Annotated in this window: 15 protein-coding genes; 7 read left to right on the top strand and 8 right to left on the bottom strand. The window is 66.4% G+C overall.

Going from position 1 to position 16,047, the window contains the following annotated elements:
- Nucleotides 1-200: 200 nt before the first annotated feature.
- From PI246_RS17360 to PI246_RS18515, 6 genes are read right to left on the bottom strand one after another with little or no spacing between them, the layout of a single operon-like run.
- Nucleotides 201-485 carry a DUF3450 domain-containing protein gene (locus PI246_RS17360; protein ID WP_320552580.1) on the bottom strand — a complete coding sequence of 95 codons (285 nt, stop codon included), beginning with the start codon at nucleotides 483-485 and terminating at the stop codon, nucleotides 201-203.
- Nucleotides 485-1,513, bottom strand: coding sequence for an aspartate-semialdehyde dehydrogenase (locus tag PI246_RS17355; RefSeq protein ID WP_320552579.1), 1,029 nt, complete (start codon nucleotides 1,511-1,513; stop codon nucleotides 485-487). Before PI246_RS17355 ends, PI246_RS17360 begins: the two co-directional genes overlap by 1 nt.
- Nucleotides 1,510-2,541, bottom strand: a complete 1,032-nt coding sequence (locus PI246_RS17350) for a 2-hydroxyacid dehydrogenase (RefSeq protein WP_320552578.1) — start codon at nucleotides 2,539-2,541, stop codon at nucleotides 1,510-1,512. The genes PI246_RS17355 and PI246_RS17350 overlap by 4 nt, the downstream gene beginning before the upstream one ends.
- A gap of 4 nt (nucleotides 2,542-2,545) precedes the next feature.
- Nucleotides 2,546-3,649 (bottom strand): chorismate synthase, encoded by a 1,104-nt coding sequence (gene aroC, locus PI246_RS17345; RefSeq protein ID WP_320552577.1) that lies wholly within the window; start codon nucleotides 3,647-3,649, stop codon nucleotides 2,546-2,548.
- A gap of 19 nt (nucleotides 3,650-3,668) precedes the next feature.
- Nucleotides 3,669-4,589 (bottom strand): 50S ribosomal protein L3 N(5)-glutamine methyltransferase, encoded by a 921-nt coding sequence (gene prmB / locus PI246_RS17340; protein ID WP_320552576.1) that lies wholly within the window; start codon nucleotides 4,587-4,589, stop codon nucleotides 3,669-3,671.
- Nucleotides 4,590-4,648: 59 nt separating this feature from the next.
- Nucleotides 4,649-4,867, bottom strand: a complete 219-nt coding sequence (locus PI246_RS18515; RefSeq protein ID WP_369335414.1) for a phospholipase domain-containing protein — start codon at nucleotides 4,865-4,867, stop codon at nucleotides 4,649-4,651.
- 179 nt (nucleotides 4,868-5,046) lie between these two features.
- Between PI246_RS18515 and PI246_RS17335 the strand changes: the two genes are divergently transcribed.
- Entirely contained in the window at nucleotides 5,047-6,984 is a 1,938-nt protein-coding gene (locus PI246_RS17335; RefSeq protein WP_407069834.1) for a CocE/NonD family hydrolase, read from the top strand.
- Nucleotides 6,985-7,064: 80 nt separating this feature from the next.
- Here PI246_RS17335 and PI246_RS17330 read toward each other — a convergent pair whose 3' ends face one another.
- Nucleotides 7,065-7,601 carry a hypothetical protein gene (locus tag PI246_RS17330; RefSeq protein ID WP_320552574.1) on the bottom strand — a complete coding sequence of 179 codons (537 nt, stop codon included), beginning with the start codon at nucleotides 7,599-7,601 and terminating at the stop codon, nucleotides 7,065-7,067.
- A 600-nt stretch (nucleotides 7,602-8,201) separates the two neighbouring features.
- Here PI246_RS17330 and PI246_RS17325 point away from each other — a divergent pair.
- From PI246_RS17325 to PI246_RS17315, 3 genes are all read left to right on the top strand, one after another.
- Entirely contained in the window at nucleotides 8,202-9,596 is a 1,395-nt protein-coding gene (locus tag PI246_RS17325; RefSeq protein WP_320552573.1) for a hypothetical protein, read from the top strand.
- Between the two features lie 86 nt (nucleotides 9,597-9,682).
- Nucleotides 9,683-10,534 carry an archaetidylserine decarboxylase gene (asd, locus tag PI246_RS17320; protein ID WP_320552572.1) on the top strand — a complete coding sequence of 284 codons (852 nt, stop codon included), beginning with the start codon at nucleotides 9,683-9,685 and terminating at the stop codon, nucleotides 10,532-10,534.
- A 132-nt stretch (nucleotides 10,535-10,666) separates the two neighbouring features.
- On the top strand, nucleotides 10,667-11,110 hold the full coding sequence (locus PI246_RS17315; protein ID WP_320552571.1) for a hypothetical protein: 444 nt from the start codon (nucleotides 10,667-10,669) through the stop codon (nucleotides 11,108-11,110).
- A gap of 10 nt (nucleotides 11,111-11,120) precedes the next feature.
- Here PI246_RS17315 and PI246_RS17310 read toward each other — a convergent pair whose 3' ends face one another.
- A complete protein-coding gene (locus tag PI246_RS17310; protein ID WP_320552570.1) occupies nucleotides 11,121-12,650 on the bottom strand; it encodes a lytic transglycosylase in 1,530 nt (509 codons plus the stop codon).
- A gap of 137 nt (nucleotides 12,651-12,787) precedes the next feature.
- Here PI246_RS17310 and PI246_RS17305 point away from each other — a divergent pair, with 137 nt between their 5' ends.
- The 3 genes from PI246_RS17305 to greB are packed head-to-tail and all read left to right on the top strand — an operon-like array spanning nucleotide 12,788 to nucleotide 16,040.
- Nucleotides 12,788-14,287: a helicase HerA-like domain-containing protein gene (locus PI246_RS17305; protein WP_320552569.1), complete on the top strand. Its 1,500-nt coding sequence runs from the start codon at nucleotides 12,788-12,790 to the stop codon at nucleotides 14,285-14,287.
- A 2-nt stretch (nucleotides 14,288-14,289) separates the two neighbouring features.
- Nucleotides 14,290-15,543 (top strand): DUF4013 domain-containing protein, encoded by a 1,254-nt coding sequence (locus PI246_RS17300; protein ID WP_320552568.1) that lies wholly within the window; start codon nucleotides 14,290-14,292, stop codon nucleotides 15,541-15,543.
- A complete protein-coding gene (gene greB / locus PI246_RS17295) occupies nucleotides 15,540-16,040 on the top strand; it encodes a transcription elongation factor GreB (RefSeq protein WP_320552567.1) in 501 nt (166 codons plus the stop codon). Before PI246_RS17300 ends, greB begins: the two co-directional genes overlap by 4 nt.
- The last annotated feature ends 7 nt before the right edge of the window (nucleotides 16,041-16,047 follow it).

The following is a 16,047-nucleotide window of genomic DNA, read 5'->3' as shown; positions in this document are numbered from 1 at the left end:
GGTCGCTTCCCCCGAACGTAAATCCGTGCTGACGGCACGCCTTCTTCGGGCGAATCGCCGTAAAGGCGCCACTGTAGTGCACCCCAGCAACAACTAACAATAGCGGCCACGGGCAGTTACGGAACAACGTTGAGGCCAGGCTCACGTCGCCCCGGGGCCCGTAAGCGCCCCCTGTGCATCCCGTCGTCATACGACGGCGTCTACGGCTTTTGCCGGGCATCCAGCTGGCGCTGGAGCTCGGCGATCTTGCGGTCCCGCTCGTCGAGCGACTGACTGGCCGAGGAGGACTCGGCCTCCAGGGCGTCGACGCGCGCTTTGAGCGTCTTGACCTGCTGTCCTTCGGACTGGACCTGCCCGCGCGACGCGTTCAGCTTTGCACGCGTGACCTTGGCGCCCTCGGCGTGCGTCGCCTCCGCCTGCCGCGCCAGCACCGGCGAGGCCAGGGCGAGCAGAAGGCACCCGGCGAAGGCGGCGCGACCGGTCATCAGAGGTAGTCCCGAACGAGGATTTCAGCGATCTGCACGGCGTTGAGCGCGGCACCCTTGCGGATGTTGTCGGCGACCACCCATAGGTCGAGGCCGCGATCGTGGGAGATGTCCTCGCGAATACGGCCCACGAAGACCGGATCTTTACCCGCCGCGTCGCCCACCGGCGTGGGGTAGCCGCCCGGCACGCGATCGTCCATCACCACGACGCCCTCGGCCTGCTCAAGCAGCTCGCGGGCACGTTCGACCGTGATCTTGTCACGCGTTTCGATGTGCACCGCCTCGGCATGGCCGTAGAACACGGGCACGCGCACGGCGGTGGGGTTTACCTGGATCGACGGGTCTTCGAGGATTTTCCGGGTCTCCCAGACCATCTTCATTTCTTCCTTGGTGTAGCCGTTGGCCTGGAAGTCATCGATGTGCGGGATCACGTTGAAGGCGATCTGCTTGGGAAACTTGGCCGTCTCCACCTCCTGGAAGTTGAGCATCTGGGCGGTCTGCCGGCCCAGTTCTTCCAGGCCGCTGCGGCCGGCGCCCGATACCGACTGGTAGGTGGCGACGTTGATCCGTTCGATGCCCGCCTCGTGGTGCAGGGGCGCCAGCGCCACCAGCATCTGCATGGTCGAGCAGTTGGGATTGGCGATGATGCCGCGCACGGTGTAATCGGCGATGGCGTGCGGATTGACCTCCGACACCACCAGGGGGATGTCGTCCTGATAACGGTATTCGGACGTGTTGTCGATCACCACCGCCCCCGCGGCCGCCGCCCGGGGGGCGTGTTCCCGGCTGACCGATCCGCCGGCCGAGAAGAAGGCGATGTCCACGCCGTCGAAGTCGAAGGTGGCGAGGTCTTTGACGACGCAAGGTTTTCCGGCGAAATCGACCGTACCGCCCGCCGAGCGCTCGCTCGCAAGGGGAATCAGTTCGCTCACGGGGAAGTCCCGCTCGGCGAGGATCGACAGGAGGGTTTCGCCGACCGCGCCGGTCGCGCCCACCATGGCCACCTTGTAACTCGTCTTCTTGCTCATCTAAGGCTCGTGTTGGCGTGGGTCGAGGGTCCGCCGGCGTCGGCCAGCACACCCGGGTTGAGAATCGTGGGTGGCCGGCCGGCGTGAGGGCCCTGCCCGAACGCCGCCAGCACATTGTCCACAGCCAGCGACGCCATATCGCGACGTGTGTCGCGACTTGCGCTGGCGATGTGTGGGCTGAGCACCACATTGGGAAGCGCCATCAGCGCGGGATGCACTTGCGGCTCCCCCTCGAAGACGTCCAGTCCCGCGGCGGCGATGGTGCCGTCGGCCAAGGCTCGGGCCAGCGCCGCGTCGTCGACGATGCCGCCCCGGGCGATGTTCGTGAGCGTCGCGGTGGGTTTCATCGCCTTCAACTCGGCCTCGCCGATGACATGCCGGTTGGCCGGCGTGAAGGGCAACACCAGCACCAGATGGTCGGCCCGCGCCAGCAAGGTGGCCTTGTCGACGTAGGAAGCCCCGCATTCGTGCTCGATCGCCGGATCGAGCCGCGAGCGGTTGTGGTAGATCACCGGCGAACGAAAGCCCGCCGCGCGGCGAGCGATGGCCTGTCCGATACGACCCATGCCCAGGATGCCGAGGGTCTTGCCGTGCACGTCGGCGCCCAGCCAGCCTTCGAAACGCGAGCCCTTCCACTGGCCGTCGCGGACCCAGCGCTCGGCCTCGCCCATACGGCGGGCGGCCGCGAGCATCAGCGCCCACGCGTAGTCGGCCACGGTTTCGTTAAGTACGTCGGGCGTGTTGGAAGCCCCCACCCCGGCGGCGGTCAGCGCGTCGAGGTCGAGGTTGTTGTAGCCCACGCCGAGGTTGGCCACGAACCGCAATCGCCGGGCGCCGGCCAGTGCGGCGGCGTCGATGCGTTCGGCCAGGCCCACGATGGCCGCGTCGGCATCGGCCAGGCGCGTGGCGATCTCATCGGACGAATATCGCCGTTCTTCAGTCTCCGCGTGCACATCGAACACGTCGCGCAAACGGTCGACGATGTCGGGAAAGACCGGTCGGGACACCCAGACGCGTGGCTTGCTCATCGGATCAGCCCTGTACGGAACCGGGAACGCGCGGCGGCACCTCGCCCACGTCGCCGCACTGGGCGCGATGGCGCAGGGCCTGGTCCATCAGCACGAGGGCGAGCATCGCCTCGACGATGGGCACGGCACGGATGCCGACACAGGGATCGTGACGACCCTTGGTCACCACGTCGGTTGGCTGGCCGGCGCGGTCGATGCTGCGGCCCGGGACGAGGATGCTCGAGGTGGGTTTGAACGCCACCGAGACCACGACCGGCTGGCCCGTCGCGATGCCCCCGAGGATCCCGCCGGCGTGGTTGGAGAGGAAGCCGCCGGCGGTGATCTCGTCACGATGGGTCGTGCCCTTCTGGGCCACGGCCGCGAAACCGTCGCCGATCTCGACGCCCTTGACCGCGTTGATCGACATCATCGCGCTCGCGATGTCGCCATCGAGCTTGCCGTAGATCGGCTCGCCCCACCCCGCCGGCACATGGTCGGCCTGCACGGTGACGCGTGCGCCGACCGAGTCGCCCGACTTGCGCAGGGCGTCCATGTAGGCCTCGAGGTCAGGGATCTGCTCGGCGCAGGGCCAGAAGAACGGGTTGCCCTCGACGGCGTCGGGGTCGAAGCCGCGTGGCACCTGATCGCCGATTTGCGCGACGTGGCCACGCACCGTCACGCCATGGCGCTGGGCGAGCCATCGCTTCGCGATCACGCCGGCGGCCACGCGCATCGTGGTCTCGCGCGCCGACGAGCGGCCGCCACCGCGCGGATCGCGGATGCCGTATTTCTGCCAGTAGGTGTAGTCGGCGTGGCCCGGGCGGAACGTGTCGAGGATGTTGCCGTAATCCTTTGAGCGGGCGTCGGTATTGCGGATCAGCAGCGCGATGGGCGTGCCCGTGGTCACGCCCTCGTAGACACCCGAGAGGATCTCGATCTCATCGGTCTCGCGGCGCTGCGAGGTGTGCCGTGAGCGACCGGTGGCGCGGCGCTCGAGATCGGTGCGGAACAGGTCGGCGCTCAGCGCCAGGCCGGGAGGACAACCGTCCACCACGCACCCGATCGCCGGGCCATGGCTTTCGCCGAACGTGGTGACGGAAAGGAGCTTGCCGAACGTATTGGAGGACACGGTACTTCCGTAGCGGGTATCAGGTTCTGGCGGCCCGGACGGCCGAGATCTCGGCGGCGTGGGCCACGAGGTCGCGGCGTTCCAGAGCGAAGATGCCCATCTGGCCCACCTTGAACTCCAGCCAGACGAACGGCACGCGCGGCAGGAGGTTGACCAGCGCGTGTTCGCTGTCGCCGACCTCGACGATCAGGAGGCCGTCGTCGGACAGGTGCCCCGCCGCCTCGTCGAGGATGCGCAAGGTGATATCCAGTCCATCATCGCCGGATGTCAGGCCGAGGACCGGTTCATGGCTGTATTCGGCCGGCATCGCCGCGTATTCGTCATGGGTGACGTAGGGCGGGTTGGACACGATCAGGTCGTAGACCTCACCCTTGACGCCTTCAAAGAGGTCGGACCGGATCGCCCGGACGCGATCTTCCACATGCTGGAAGACGATGTTTTCGTTGGCCAGCGACAAGGCATCGTCGCTCACGTCGATCAGGTCGACCTGCCAATCGGGGTTGTATTCGGCCATGGCGATGCCGATGCAGCCCGAGCCCGTGCACAGGTCGAGCGCGCGGACGACGTGCCGATCGTCCAGCCAGGGGGTGAAGCGGCCCTCGATCAATTCGGCGATGGGCGAGCGCGGCACGAGGGCGCGACGGTCGCTCTTGAACTTCAGGCCGGCGAACCAGGTTTCACCCACGAGGTAGGCCACCGGCACGCGTTCGGCGATGCGTTTCTCGATGAGCCCCAGGACATGCGCCTTCTCGTCCGCCACGAGGCGGCCGGCACCGTAGGCCGGCGGCAGGTCGGGGGGAAGGTGCAGCGCCGCCAGCACCAGGTGCGTGGCCTCGTCGATCGGATTGTCGTGGCTGTGCCCGAAGGTCAGGCCGGCGGCCGAAAAGCGACTGGCGCCGTAGCGGATGAAATCGATGATGGAAGAGAGTTCGCTGGTCACGTGGTGGCGGCTTTCTGAGGCTGACAGGGGAGTATAGCCGTCCGGGAGCCGGGTTTGCCCTACGCGCCCGGACCCGGATCGCTCGTGGCCGCCCGGCCATCTTCGTGATGGCCGGCGAACCGGCGCAGGTAACGCGGTGACGCGGACAGGATGACCGACACGTCGTACCAGCCCGCACTGCGGCCGAGGTCGACCCGGATCGTCCGGGCGTCCCGCCCGGGCACGGTCGCCTGCCACCGGTCTACGTCGGTGCTCCCGATATGGCATGCCAACGCCATGTTATCGGCCCTGAAGGCGCCCGTCGGGCGGATACCGACGACGACTGGCTACCGGTGGACTCGTGCGCCACACGTTTGCAAACATATCCAAAAATGCGACCCCCATGGCGCTGGGCGCGGCGACGCGCGAGGCGGCCATTCCCTCATCGACCCTCTTAAGGACGACGACGATGCGTAGCCTGATCAGGCTTGGCGCGTTCGCGCTTGCCGCCGCCGTATTCACGCCGTCCGCCGCGTCGGACGATCGTGCTCCGCAGCAGGCGTTTCCCTCTGAGATCCCCGCGCAGTTCCAGGCGAGCGACGCGGGCTTCGACTATGTCCGCCGCACGGTCGAGATACCCATGCGCGACGGGGTCACGCTGCACACGGTGATCGTCGTGCCCAGGAACGCCCATCGTACGGGCATCCTCCTCACGCGCACGCCCTATGGCGCGGACGGCATGGGCCATCGCAACGACAGCCCGCATCTGGCCATGATGCTGCGCGGCTACGACAACCCGGCCGACCTCATCGCGCAGGACGGCTATATCCGCGTCATTCAGGACATACGCGGCAAGCACGGCTCCGGCGGCGATTTCGTGATGAACCGCCCTCCGATCGGTCACGGCAACCCCACCGACATCGACGAGTCGACCGATATCTACGACACCATCGACTGGCTCGTGAAGCATGTGCCCGAGTCGAACGGCAAGGTCGGCATCATCGGCATCTCGTACGACGGGTTCGAAGCGATGATCGCCACGATCCGGCCGCATCCCGCGCTGAAAGTCGCCGTGCCGGTCAACCCGATGATCGATGGCTGGATGGGCGACGACTGGTTCCATCGCGGTGCCTTCCGCCAGCAGATGATTCCCTACATCTATGACATGGTGAGCTCGCGCGGCAGCGACATCCCCTGGGTGACCGGCTACCGCGACGACTACGATGCCTACCTCAAGGGCGGCTCCGCGGGCGACATCGGTCGTGCACATGGCATGGAGGCCCTGGGCTTCTGGCAAAAGCTGGTCGCGCATCCCGCCTACGACCGGTTCTGGTCCGACCAGGCACTCGACCGTATCGTGGCCACCCAACCCATGACGGTACCCACCCTGCTCGTGCACAGCCTTTGGGACCAGGAAGACAACTACGGGGACATGGCCGTCTACCGTGCGCTCGCACCGCGCGACCCGGCGCACCGTAAGCTCTGGCTCGTGCTCGGCCCGTGGCGTCATGCGAAAACGTGGGAAAGCGCCAGCCGCATCGGCGCCATCGACCTGGGCAGCGACACCGGCAAGACGTTCCGCCAGGACATCCTTCGCCCGTTCCTGGCGCACTACCTGAAGGACGATGCACCCAAGGCGGATATCGCACCGGTCAACGCCTTCGTGACCGGCGCGAATATCTGGCGCCGCCTCGATCACTGGCCGTCGTCGTGTGCCCATGGTTGCGATCCGGTGATGCAACGCTGGTATGTGCAGGCCAACGGCGGGTTAGGCCCGAAGGCGCCATCCTCGGGCGAAGACGATTACGTGTCCGATCCGGCCAAGCCGGTGCCCTACCGGGTACGCCCGATCCAGTCGTGGTCGCACGGGGTCGCCGACCGGGATGACACCTGGCCGGAATGGCTGGTGGACGACCAGCGACAGTTCGCGACGCGTACCGACGTGCTGACCTACGTGTCACCCGTGCTGGAACAGCCGTTGGGCGTGGCGGGCGAGCCACTTGTCCACCTGCTCGCGGCGACCACCGGCACCGACAGCGACTGGGTGGTAAAACTCATCGACGTCTACCCCGACGAGGTCGACGCCGAACCGGCGATGGGCGGCTATGCGTTGCCCGTCGCCATGGAGATCTTTCGCGGCCGCTATCGCGAGGGCTACGACACGCCCAGGCCGTTGATCGCGGACAAGCCGCTGGATTATCGATTCCCCCTGCCCACGGTCAACCATGTGTTCGCGCCGGGGCACCGGGTGATGGTGCAGATCCAGTCGAGCTGGTTTCCCCTTTACGACCGCAACCCGCAGACGTTCGTGCCAAACATTTTCAACGCGACGCCCGGCGATTACCGCAAGGCGACGCAACGTATCGTGCGAAACGGCGGGGATGGCACATGGATCGAGCTTCCAGTCACGCACTGAGGCAAACGTAAGGACGTCGTGCCGACCACGCGGCACGACGTCCCAACCACGGCGCGGGCGATACCCGCCGCGTCATGCCATCAGCGACCGCCCCCCGCGGCGCCCGTCGCATCATTCAGCAGGATGTTGTCCAGGCGCATGGTGCCCACGGTGTCGGCACTGCGGGCGACGACGTAGATCGAGCCGATGCTTGCGCCAGAAGGCGCCTCGTAATCGAAATGGCCCGTCGTCGCGCCCAGGTCGATCGAACCCGCGGAGATGCCATCGAGGTTGATGAAGACGCTGGCGGACACTCCCGGCGTCTTCGCGTAGTCGAATGCCACTCGCGTCGTGCGCTTGTACGGGCTGTGGAACGACATGGCGCGCAGCGGACCAGGCGCCACCTCGAAGGCCACGTGACGGCCAGCGACCGGGCAAGCGTCTTCGCCCTGGCCGTCTTCGACGGTAAACGTCTTGCCGACCGCCTCGCCAATGATGATCTTTCCGGGCACGTACAGCGAACGGTAGGTGCCGGTCGCCACATCGTCGAAGGTATAGGCGCCAGACAGCGGCGGTTCGCAGGCGACCGCCGCGTGGCTGGTCATGGCAGCGACGAGAACGAAAACAAGCTTTTTCATGAAGACTCCTTTGTGGGTACTCGCGTCACCCGCTTGGCGACGCGGCCCCACGGTGAACGCGCCCTACCGGCCGCTCAAGGCGTCCGTGTCGCAAGCGCATCCCAGGCGATCGGCCACCAAGCAAAAAAGCCTTGCACGACATGGTGTATCTCTGTCGATCCGGGATCGTCTGTCGACAAACTATCCAAGGCAGATGTGCGCTTCACCTATAGGCATCCGTCGCCGCACGACAGCACGGATAAGACGTTACTCAATCATCGGCGCAAGCCGCGCGCTCATGGCGATCCGACGGCACGGGCGCGCGCAAGGGGAGCCGATCGCGTGGTCGGCACGATATCCGCCGACATGAAGTGACGACGCGTGGCATACGCGGCCTCGAGGTAGCTGCTTCCCGTACCCCGTTGCGTCGTTGAGGGGTCGCGGACACGGTCCACTCCTACCCTCGCGTCGCAAGCAATCGATCGCCCTTGCATCAGCGGGTTACGTAGCGATTGCCCATAACGCTTCGCGATCACGATTGCGATCGGTCTGGCGTCGGTGCAGCGTCGAACGGGGAGCACCGGAACGCCCCCGAACGCATGCCATTCCAGGGAGAGACAGATGAAACGGATATATCTTGGCGCAGCCTTGCTGCTGCTATCTGCGTGCGCAACGCAGCGCGTACCCGACCACACGGCCGCATCACCCGCCCTGTCGCCTGCCGACATCGCACCGCGGGACGCGGCTGCCGTGCAGGGATCGCCGCCGGCACCGGTATCGACAGCATCGGCACGGTCGCTCGTCGGCGACGGCGTCGTGGCCCAGATCAGACAGTGGTACAACGACCTACGCGATGACTGCGGCAGCGCGACGGCTCCCGCCTTCGTCTGCACGGGCGTCATGCTTCGCGCCACGGAAACCAACGCGGCGTTCCTGCCATGGAATCCCAACCCATCGTCCACCGGCGTGTCGTTTTCCTGGATACGCAAGGACACCAACTTCAGTAACCTTGTCTATACCTACGGCAACGGGTTCATTTTCTATCCCAAGGCCCTGGGCATCGCCGGCTCCCCTGTCATCGACGTGCGCTGCGCGTTTCCCCATGACGGCGGCACGAACGATCGACCGACGCTTTCCGGATGCGGCCCATCCACGCCTTATCCCCAGGCCAGTGCGCCGTGCGACGGACAATCCATACGCACGGCTAGCGCATGGATCGCGCATTTCAACAAACAAGCCAACAAATACACCGGACAATGCGGTTGGAGCATGGTTTCGGCGTCTTCGGCCGACCGATTCAAGCAGTTCATCCTCGCCCGGCAGAGCATGAGCGCCTCAACCTGGGCCGTGCAGAACGAATTGCGCATGGCCAAATGGGCGCAGAACGCCGCCGTCCCGATCAGTGCCTTTTTTTACATGCCCAGCAAACAGGGCGCGCTCGCCAACGCCCGCAACGATCAACAGCGCTACAAGAAGACATTCGGCAAGTTCGTGCCCGTCGTCAGCCTGACCCTTCCATCGTCCGCCCAGGGCACGGCCTCGTTCGCCTATAACGAAAGCGACCAGGCGGTGCCCGATCCAGGCGATACGGGAGAGACCGGGTGTTCGGGGCGGCCCGGCGCGGTCACGTTCGATGCGATCAGACCCATCGACGAGGACTGGTTCTATCTCACGCCCGAGCTACCGGAGGTTAAGTCTTATGCCAGCCGAGCAGCTGGCGAACCATACGCGGTAAAGAAAACGACCGACCCGGGCGATTGCCCTCTGAGTGGTAGCTACGTGGAATATCCGGCCGATTTTTTACTCCTGAACACGAGGCCATACGTTGGCGCCACGACCGTGTCATTCGACTACTCAGCGACAACCGACGGCAACGTTCAGATTTATAATGTCAATGTACCCCTGCCGGCGAGTCGTCACCACTTCGAACAGATCGTCGATGGTCGCTTGATCAGAGACATATTGATAACTGGCAGCGGCCGAATCAAGATCGATAACCTCTACATCGGGCCATGACCCGTCCGGCCGCAACACGATGCCGCCCTGTCCAGGGCGGCATCTGCCCGAAACAGCCACATCGGTCTTGACCTATACTCCGCCCGATGAAGCCCAACGTCCTGCTGCAGTACATCCTCCCGCATCGTTTCCTTTCGCGCATCGTCTACCAGGCGACGCGCTGGGCGTGGGCGCCCTGGAAGAATTTTCTCATCCGGGAGATCGTGCAGCGTTACGACGTCGACATGAGCCAGGCGGCCCAGCCCGATCCACTGGCCTACCCGCACTTCAACGCCTTCTTTACCCGTAAGCTCAAGGCCGGCGAACGGACGGCGGCGGACGGCGATCCGGATACCCTGCTCTGCCCCGCCGACGGCCGGATCAGCCAGGCGGGACGTATCCGCGACGGGCGGATCTTCCAGGCCAAGGGCCAGGAATTCACGGCTGCCGAACTGCTTGGCGACGAGGCCGCCGCTGCGCCGTTCCGCAACGGCAGCTTCGTCACCATCTATCTTTCGCCGCGCGACTATCACCGGGTGCATATGCCCCTGGACGGCGACCTGGAAGGCACCACTCACGTACCGGGCCGCATCTTCAGCGTGGCGCCCTTCGCGGTCGAGGCCATCCCACGCCTGTTCGCCCGCAACGAACGCCTTGTCTGCCGGTTTACCGGCGCGCACGGGCCGTTCGTCTCGGTGATGGTGGGCGCGATCCTGGTGTCCAGCGTCGCCACCGTGTGGGACGGCCTAGCCATCCCGCCTTATGCCTCGGACATCATCCGCACCGACTGCCGCGATCGGCACGTCCGCCTGGAGCGGTTCGCGGAAATGGCCCGCTTCAACATGGGTTCCACCGTGATCCTCCTCCTGCCGGAGGGTTATGCGCTGGACGACCTTGCCCCACAGCAGCAGGTGCAGGTAGGTCAACGGCTTGGGCGGTGGGTGCGTTCATCGATGTGACGACCGTCGTCACATTGTGACGAAAACGTCTTACATTCGACGCATCCCCGGCGTATGCTGCGCACATTCGGCATTCCGTTAGGGGACGGGGCGCCGGAGAGCACCGAGAAACACCGTTAGGGGAAGTCGTCCATGCGCCTGGTTACCCATCTCATCGCGTTGAACCGCGAGATTCGTCTACGCCGCCAGCTTGCCGATATCGAGCGCGTCGTGCTGGACCTGCCGGTGCGTACGCACGCCGAACTCCAGCAACTCGTGCGCCGCGAGATGGAACAAGCCGCCGCCTGCGACTTCCCCCACCTCTACGGCACGCCGCCCGAAGAGCGTTACAGCACCTATGGGCATGGCCCGGACATCGGCCTTGCCAAAGCCCGCTCGGAAAACCCGCTGATCGCCACGCGCGGCGTCGCGCTCTGGCTCGCCGCGGTCTACCACGAAACCCTCGACGCCCGCCGCCCCGGCGCGGAAGAACTGCACCGGCAGATCCTTCGCCTGATGCGGCAGATCAAGGAGCTGTCTGTGTCCGATCGCCGCGACGCGCATTCGGACTGGATGCCCTCGCGCGCCGCGATCTGACGGCCGGCCCTCAGCGGCAGACGGGAATCCGCAGCGACTGCCCCACCTGGAGCTGGTGGCCCCTTAGTCCGTTCATTTTCGCGATGTCCTCGACGTCGGCGCAGCTGGTCTTGCGGGCGATGCTGACCAGCGTGTCGCCCCGACGCACCGTGTAGCTACGCGACGCGCTCGACGAGGGGCGCGAGCCGACGCTCGGAGTCGACCCGTTGGCCAGGGCGGCCGAGGTCGCCGCCGGCGGCGGTGGCGCGATGATCTTCACCGCGTTGTGCAGATCGCTGGCGAGGATCGGCCACGGACCGTCCGCACAGGCCGAGGCGTAGGCCTTCTCCAGTTGCCGCGGCACCTCCAGGCGCGTGCCCATCGGCAGACTCACCTGCGGGTCGAGCCGGGGGTTGAGGTTGCGCAGCGTGCGGAACCAGCCATCGCGCATGCCCTCGGACGAGCCCAGGCAAATGGTGAGTTCAGACAACGAGGCAGGCCGTTTGAGCACGATCTGACCCGGCGCGCCGTCGATCTTCGGCCAGGTCAGGTGGTAGCTGTCCGGATGAAGGAACAGCCATGCCGCCGCCAGCACCATCGGAACATAGTCGCGGGTTTCGGCCGACATCTGGCCGTAGATCGCCGGATCGTAGAACCCCGCGCCCGGATTGGAGGCGGCGATGCGGCGCATGCGGCCCTCGCCACCGTTGTAGGCAGCCAGGGTCATCTCAAGATTGTTATTGAAGGCGGCCAACTGCTCGTCGATGTATTCGGCGTTCGCCTGGGCCGCCATGGTCGGATCGAAGCGCTCGTCGAAGCCGTTCTCGCTCGACAGGCCAAAGCGCAGGCCGGTGGCGTACATGAACTGCAAGGGGCCGGACGCGCCCGACCGCGACACGGCATGCACCTTGCCCCCCGATTCCTTGGCCATGATGCCGAACAGCAGCGCTTCGGGAAGATCGGCCTTCTGGTAGGCGGGCCACATCTTGTAGCGCATCATCTGATAGTTGACGTAGGCGTCCATCAGGTTGGGACGCAGTTGGGTCAACCACATCTCCAGCGCCGCCTTCACCGGGCCGTTCATGACCATCATGTCGGCGAACTTCTGCCCCTTCAGCAGGGTGACGCTGCGCTGGGCCTGCGGCAGGGCATTGACCGCCACCGAACCGGCCGCATCGCCCGGCTGCGCGCCCACCTCCGCCCCTTGCTCGGTGTCGTCGGCGTCTTCGCCCTCGATGAAGCTGCCGTCCTTCAGGCGCAGGAGACGATCGAACACGGCGGCGAAGCGTTGCGGATCGCAACCCGGGGTAAGACCGCAGCGTGCCGAGGCGTCCTTGAGCTGGTCGAGGGCCTGCTTGCGCGTCTGTGCCGCCTGGGGGGTGTCACCGCGACGAGCCTGCTCGATCGACGCCTCGTAGCCCTTGCTCGCCTGGTTCATCCGGTCGTACAACGCGTTGACCTGGGGTGTCGCCGCGCCGTGGCGGGTGCCGCCGCCGGATGCGCAACCGGCCAGAATGGCCACAGGCAGGAGAAGGGCACAACGGGAAACGCGGAAAGGCATGGGGGCTCGGCGAGGTCGGACAATGGCCGCCACGTTAATCCTCGCTCCCCCGCAACTCAAGCGTTACGCGACGGGATTTCTCCGTACCGGCGCATCCTTGCGTAAACTTGTTCAGGCCATTCATAAGGAGCCGCCGCATGCCCGGCATACTCATCGGACGCGACGACCACACCGCCGTCGAACTGGACTCGCGTTACGGCAACCGCCACGGCATGATCGCCGGCGCGACCGGCACCGGCAAATCCGTGTCGCTGATGCTTCTGGCCGAAGGGTTCTCGCGCCTGGGGGTGCCCTGCTTTCTCGCCGATGCCAAGGGCGACCTCGCCGGACTGTCGCAGCCGGCGGGCGCTCCGTCGGAAAAACTCCAGGCCCGTCTGGCCCGGCTCGGTCTCACGGGATGGGCCCCCCAGGCCAACCCGGTCGTGTTCTGGGACCTCGAAGGCACGCTCGGCCATCCGGTCCGCAGCACGGTGTCGGAAATGGGCCCGACCTTGCTCGCCCGCGTGCTCGAACTCAACGATACCCAGCAGGGCGTGCTCGAGGTGGTGTTCCGCGTGGCCGACGACGAAGGACTGCTGCTGCTCGACCTCGGCGACCTGCGCGCGATGCTCGGCTTCGTCGCCGAACAGGCCAAGGTCGTATCGTCGCGTTACGGACTGGTCAGCGCCCAGAGCATCGCGGCGATCCAGCGCGCCCTGCTCAGGCTCGAACAGGACGGCGGCGACGCCTTCTTCGGCGAACCCGCCCTGGAACTGACCGACCTCATGCGCCAGGACATGAGCGGCCGCGGCGTCATCAACGTGCTGGCCGCCGAGCGCCTCATCCTCAAGCCGCGGCTGTATGCCACGTTCCTGCTTTGGATGCTTTCCGAACTGTTCGAGCAACTGCCGGAGGTCGGCGACCTGGACATGCCGAAGCTGGTGTTTTTCTTCGACGAGGCGCACCTGCTCTTCGACGACGCGCCGGCGTCGCTTCGCCAGCGCGTGGAACAGGTGGTGCGCCTCATCCGCAGCAAGGGCGTAGGCGTGTATTTCTGCTCGCAGAATCCCGATGACGTGCCTGGCGACGTCCTCGGTCAGCTCGGCAACCGGGTACAGCACGCGTTGCGCGCGTTCACGCCGCGCGACCAGAAGGCCGTGAAGGCGGCGGCCGAAACGTTCGCGCGCAACCCGGCACTGAACGTCGCCGAGGTTATCGGCGCGCTGGGCACCGGCGAGGCGCTGGTCTCGACGCTCGGCGAGGGTGGCGTGCCCTCTCCCGTGCGCAGGGTGCTGGTGTCCACGCCGACATGCCGCATCGGTGCCATCACGCCCGACGAACGAGCGACCGTGCGCTCACGTTCGCCGGTCGGGGGCAAGTACGACACGCCCGTCAACCGCGAATCGGCGGAAGAACGCCTGGCCGCGCGTGCGCGCGACAAACTCGATCCCGCGGCGCCACCGGTGACGCGCGAGGGCAAGAAAGACGCTGGCGGGCCCCCCTGGTCCGACGCGTTGCGCGACGCCGTGCTAGGCACCTCGCGCCGCCAGGGCATGCTCGAAACCGCGGCCAAGTCGATGGTTCGCGCCGCCGGCACACGGGCCGGACAGCAGATCGTGCGCGGGATCCTCGGCAGCCTTTTCGGGGGAAAGCGCTGACGATGGGCGTCATCCTGGCCGACCCGGATACCCCCTTCGCCGAACGTATCCGCACCGGCTTCCGCTACCCGTTGCACGGGTCGGCGCCGGTGACCGTGCTGGCGATAACGCTATTCGAAGCGATCGCGTTCTTTCCCGGCGCGCGACTCATCATCACCGCCATCGGCTGGATCGCCATCTACGCCTACGCGTTCGCCTGCCTGCGCCGCAGCGCGGACGGTTACGCCGAGCCGCCGGAACTCGCACTCGAACCCGGCGACCGTGCGGGCCTGGCCCTGGTGCTGGTGCAGCTCACGGGGACGGCGCTAGGCGTGCTCGCCACGCTGTGGCTGGGGATACCGGGGTTCCTGGTTGCCATCGCCCTGGCGTTCGTGTTGCCGGCGATCACGATGTCGATGGCGTTCGACGGCGTGCTGACCGCGCTCAACCCGCTGACATGGTTCGCCATCATCGGACGGCTCGGCGGGCAGTACGTCGCGCTGTTCGCGGTGGTCGTCGTCACCAGCTTGCTGCAGAGCGGCGCGCAGGCGGCCATGGACGACCACGGACCCCGGTTTTTCGGCATGCTCGCCTATTTCGCGGTCGCCAATTACCTCACGGTCTACAACTTCCACCTGATGGGCGCGCTCATCCATCATCGCCACGCGGACCTGGGCTACCGCCCGGAAGCCGAAGCGCTGCACCACGCGCTGCATACCGACGACGATGCGCTGCTGCTGCGGCAGGTGAACCACCTGGCCGTCGACGATATCCAGGCGGCGACCGGCCTGCTCACCGAACGCCTTCGCGACGGCCTGGCCCCGGCGCCCCTGCACCAGCGGTACCGCGAACTGCTGCGCGCCCAGGGACGCACCGCCGAACTGCTCGTGCACGCGCAGATCTGGATCGCGGAGCTCGTCGTCCAGCGTGAGACGCGACGCGCGCTGGGCGTGGTGAGCGACGCGATGCAGGTCGATCCGTCGTTTCTTCCCGATGCCCCGGACACCTGCGGACCGCTGGCGGACACGGCCGCCCATGGCGGCATGGCGCGCCTGGCCCTCCACCTTGCGACCGGGTACCTGCGCACCTGGCCCCACGACGCGGGCGCCCCGCATTACGGGCTTCTCGCCGTGCGCACGTGGATAGGGCTCGGCGAGCCGGCGCGCGCGGCGGAACTCGCCCGAGCGCTGCGGCGCGACTACGCGGACCATCCCATCATCAACGACCTGGAAACCATGCTCCACCTACTCGACCAGTCTCCGGGAGCCGCCTCGTGAGCCGTTGGCGCCCTCCTTCGCCGTCGTCTACCGCGATCATCACCCGCGACGGCTTCGAACGGCTCAAGGCCGAACTCGACCACCTGTGGCACACCGTCCGGCCCGAGGTGGTGAAGGCCCTCGCGGCCGCCGCCGCCGAGGGCGACCGGTCGGAAAACGCCGAATACATCTATCGCAAGAAGCAGCTCGGCGAGATCGACCGTCGCGCACGTTACCTGAGCAAGCGGATTCCCCAGTTGAAGGTGGTGGAGGCGGCGCCGGCCCAACGCGATGCCGTGTTCTTCGGGGCCACGATGGCACTGGAAAACATCGACACCGGCGACATCGTGCGTTACCGCATCGTGGGCCCGGACGAGACCGACGCCCGGCTGGGATGGATCAGCATCGATTCCCCGCTGGCGCGCGCGGTGCTGAAAAAGAAGGTCGATGACGCGTTCGAAGCGGAACTGCCCGGTGGGCGCACCCGCTTCGCGGTCATCGCGGTGGACTACGCCTGACGCAGGG

Origin of the sequence: Luteibacter sahnii (assembly GCF_034063545.1) — a bacterium.
Classification (GTDB): Bacteria; Pseudomonadota; Gammaproteobacteria; order Xanthomonadales; family Rhodanobacteraceae; genus Luteibacter; species Luteibacter sahnii.
This window is presented reverse-complemented; position numbering and strand designations above follow the sequence as displayed.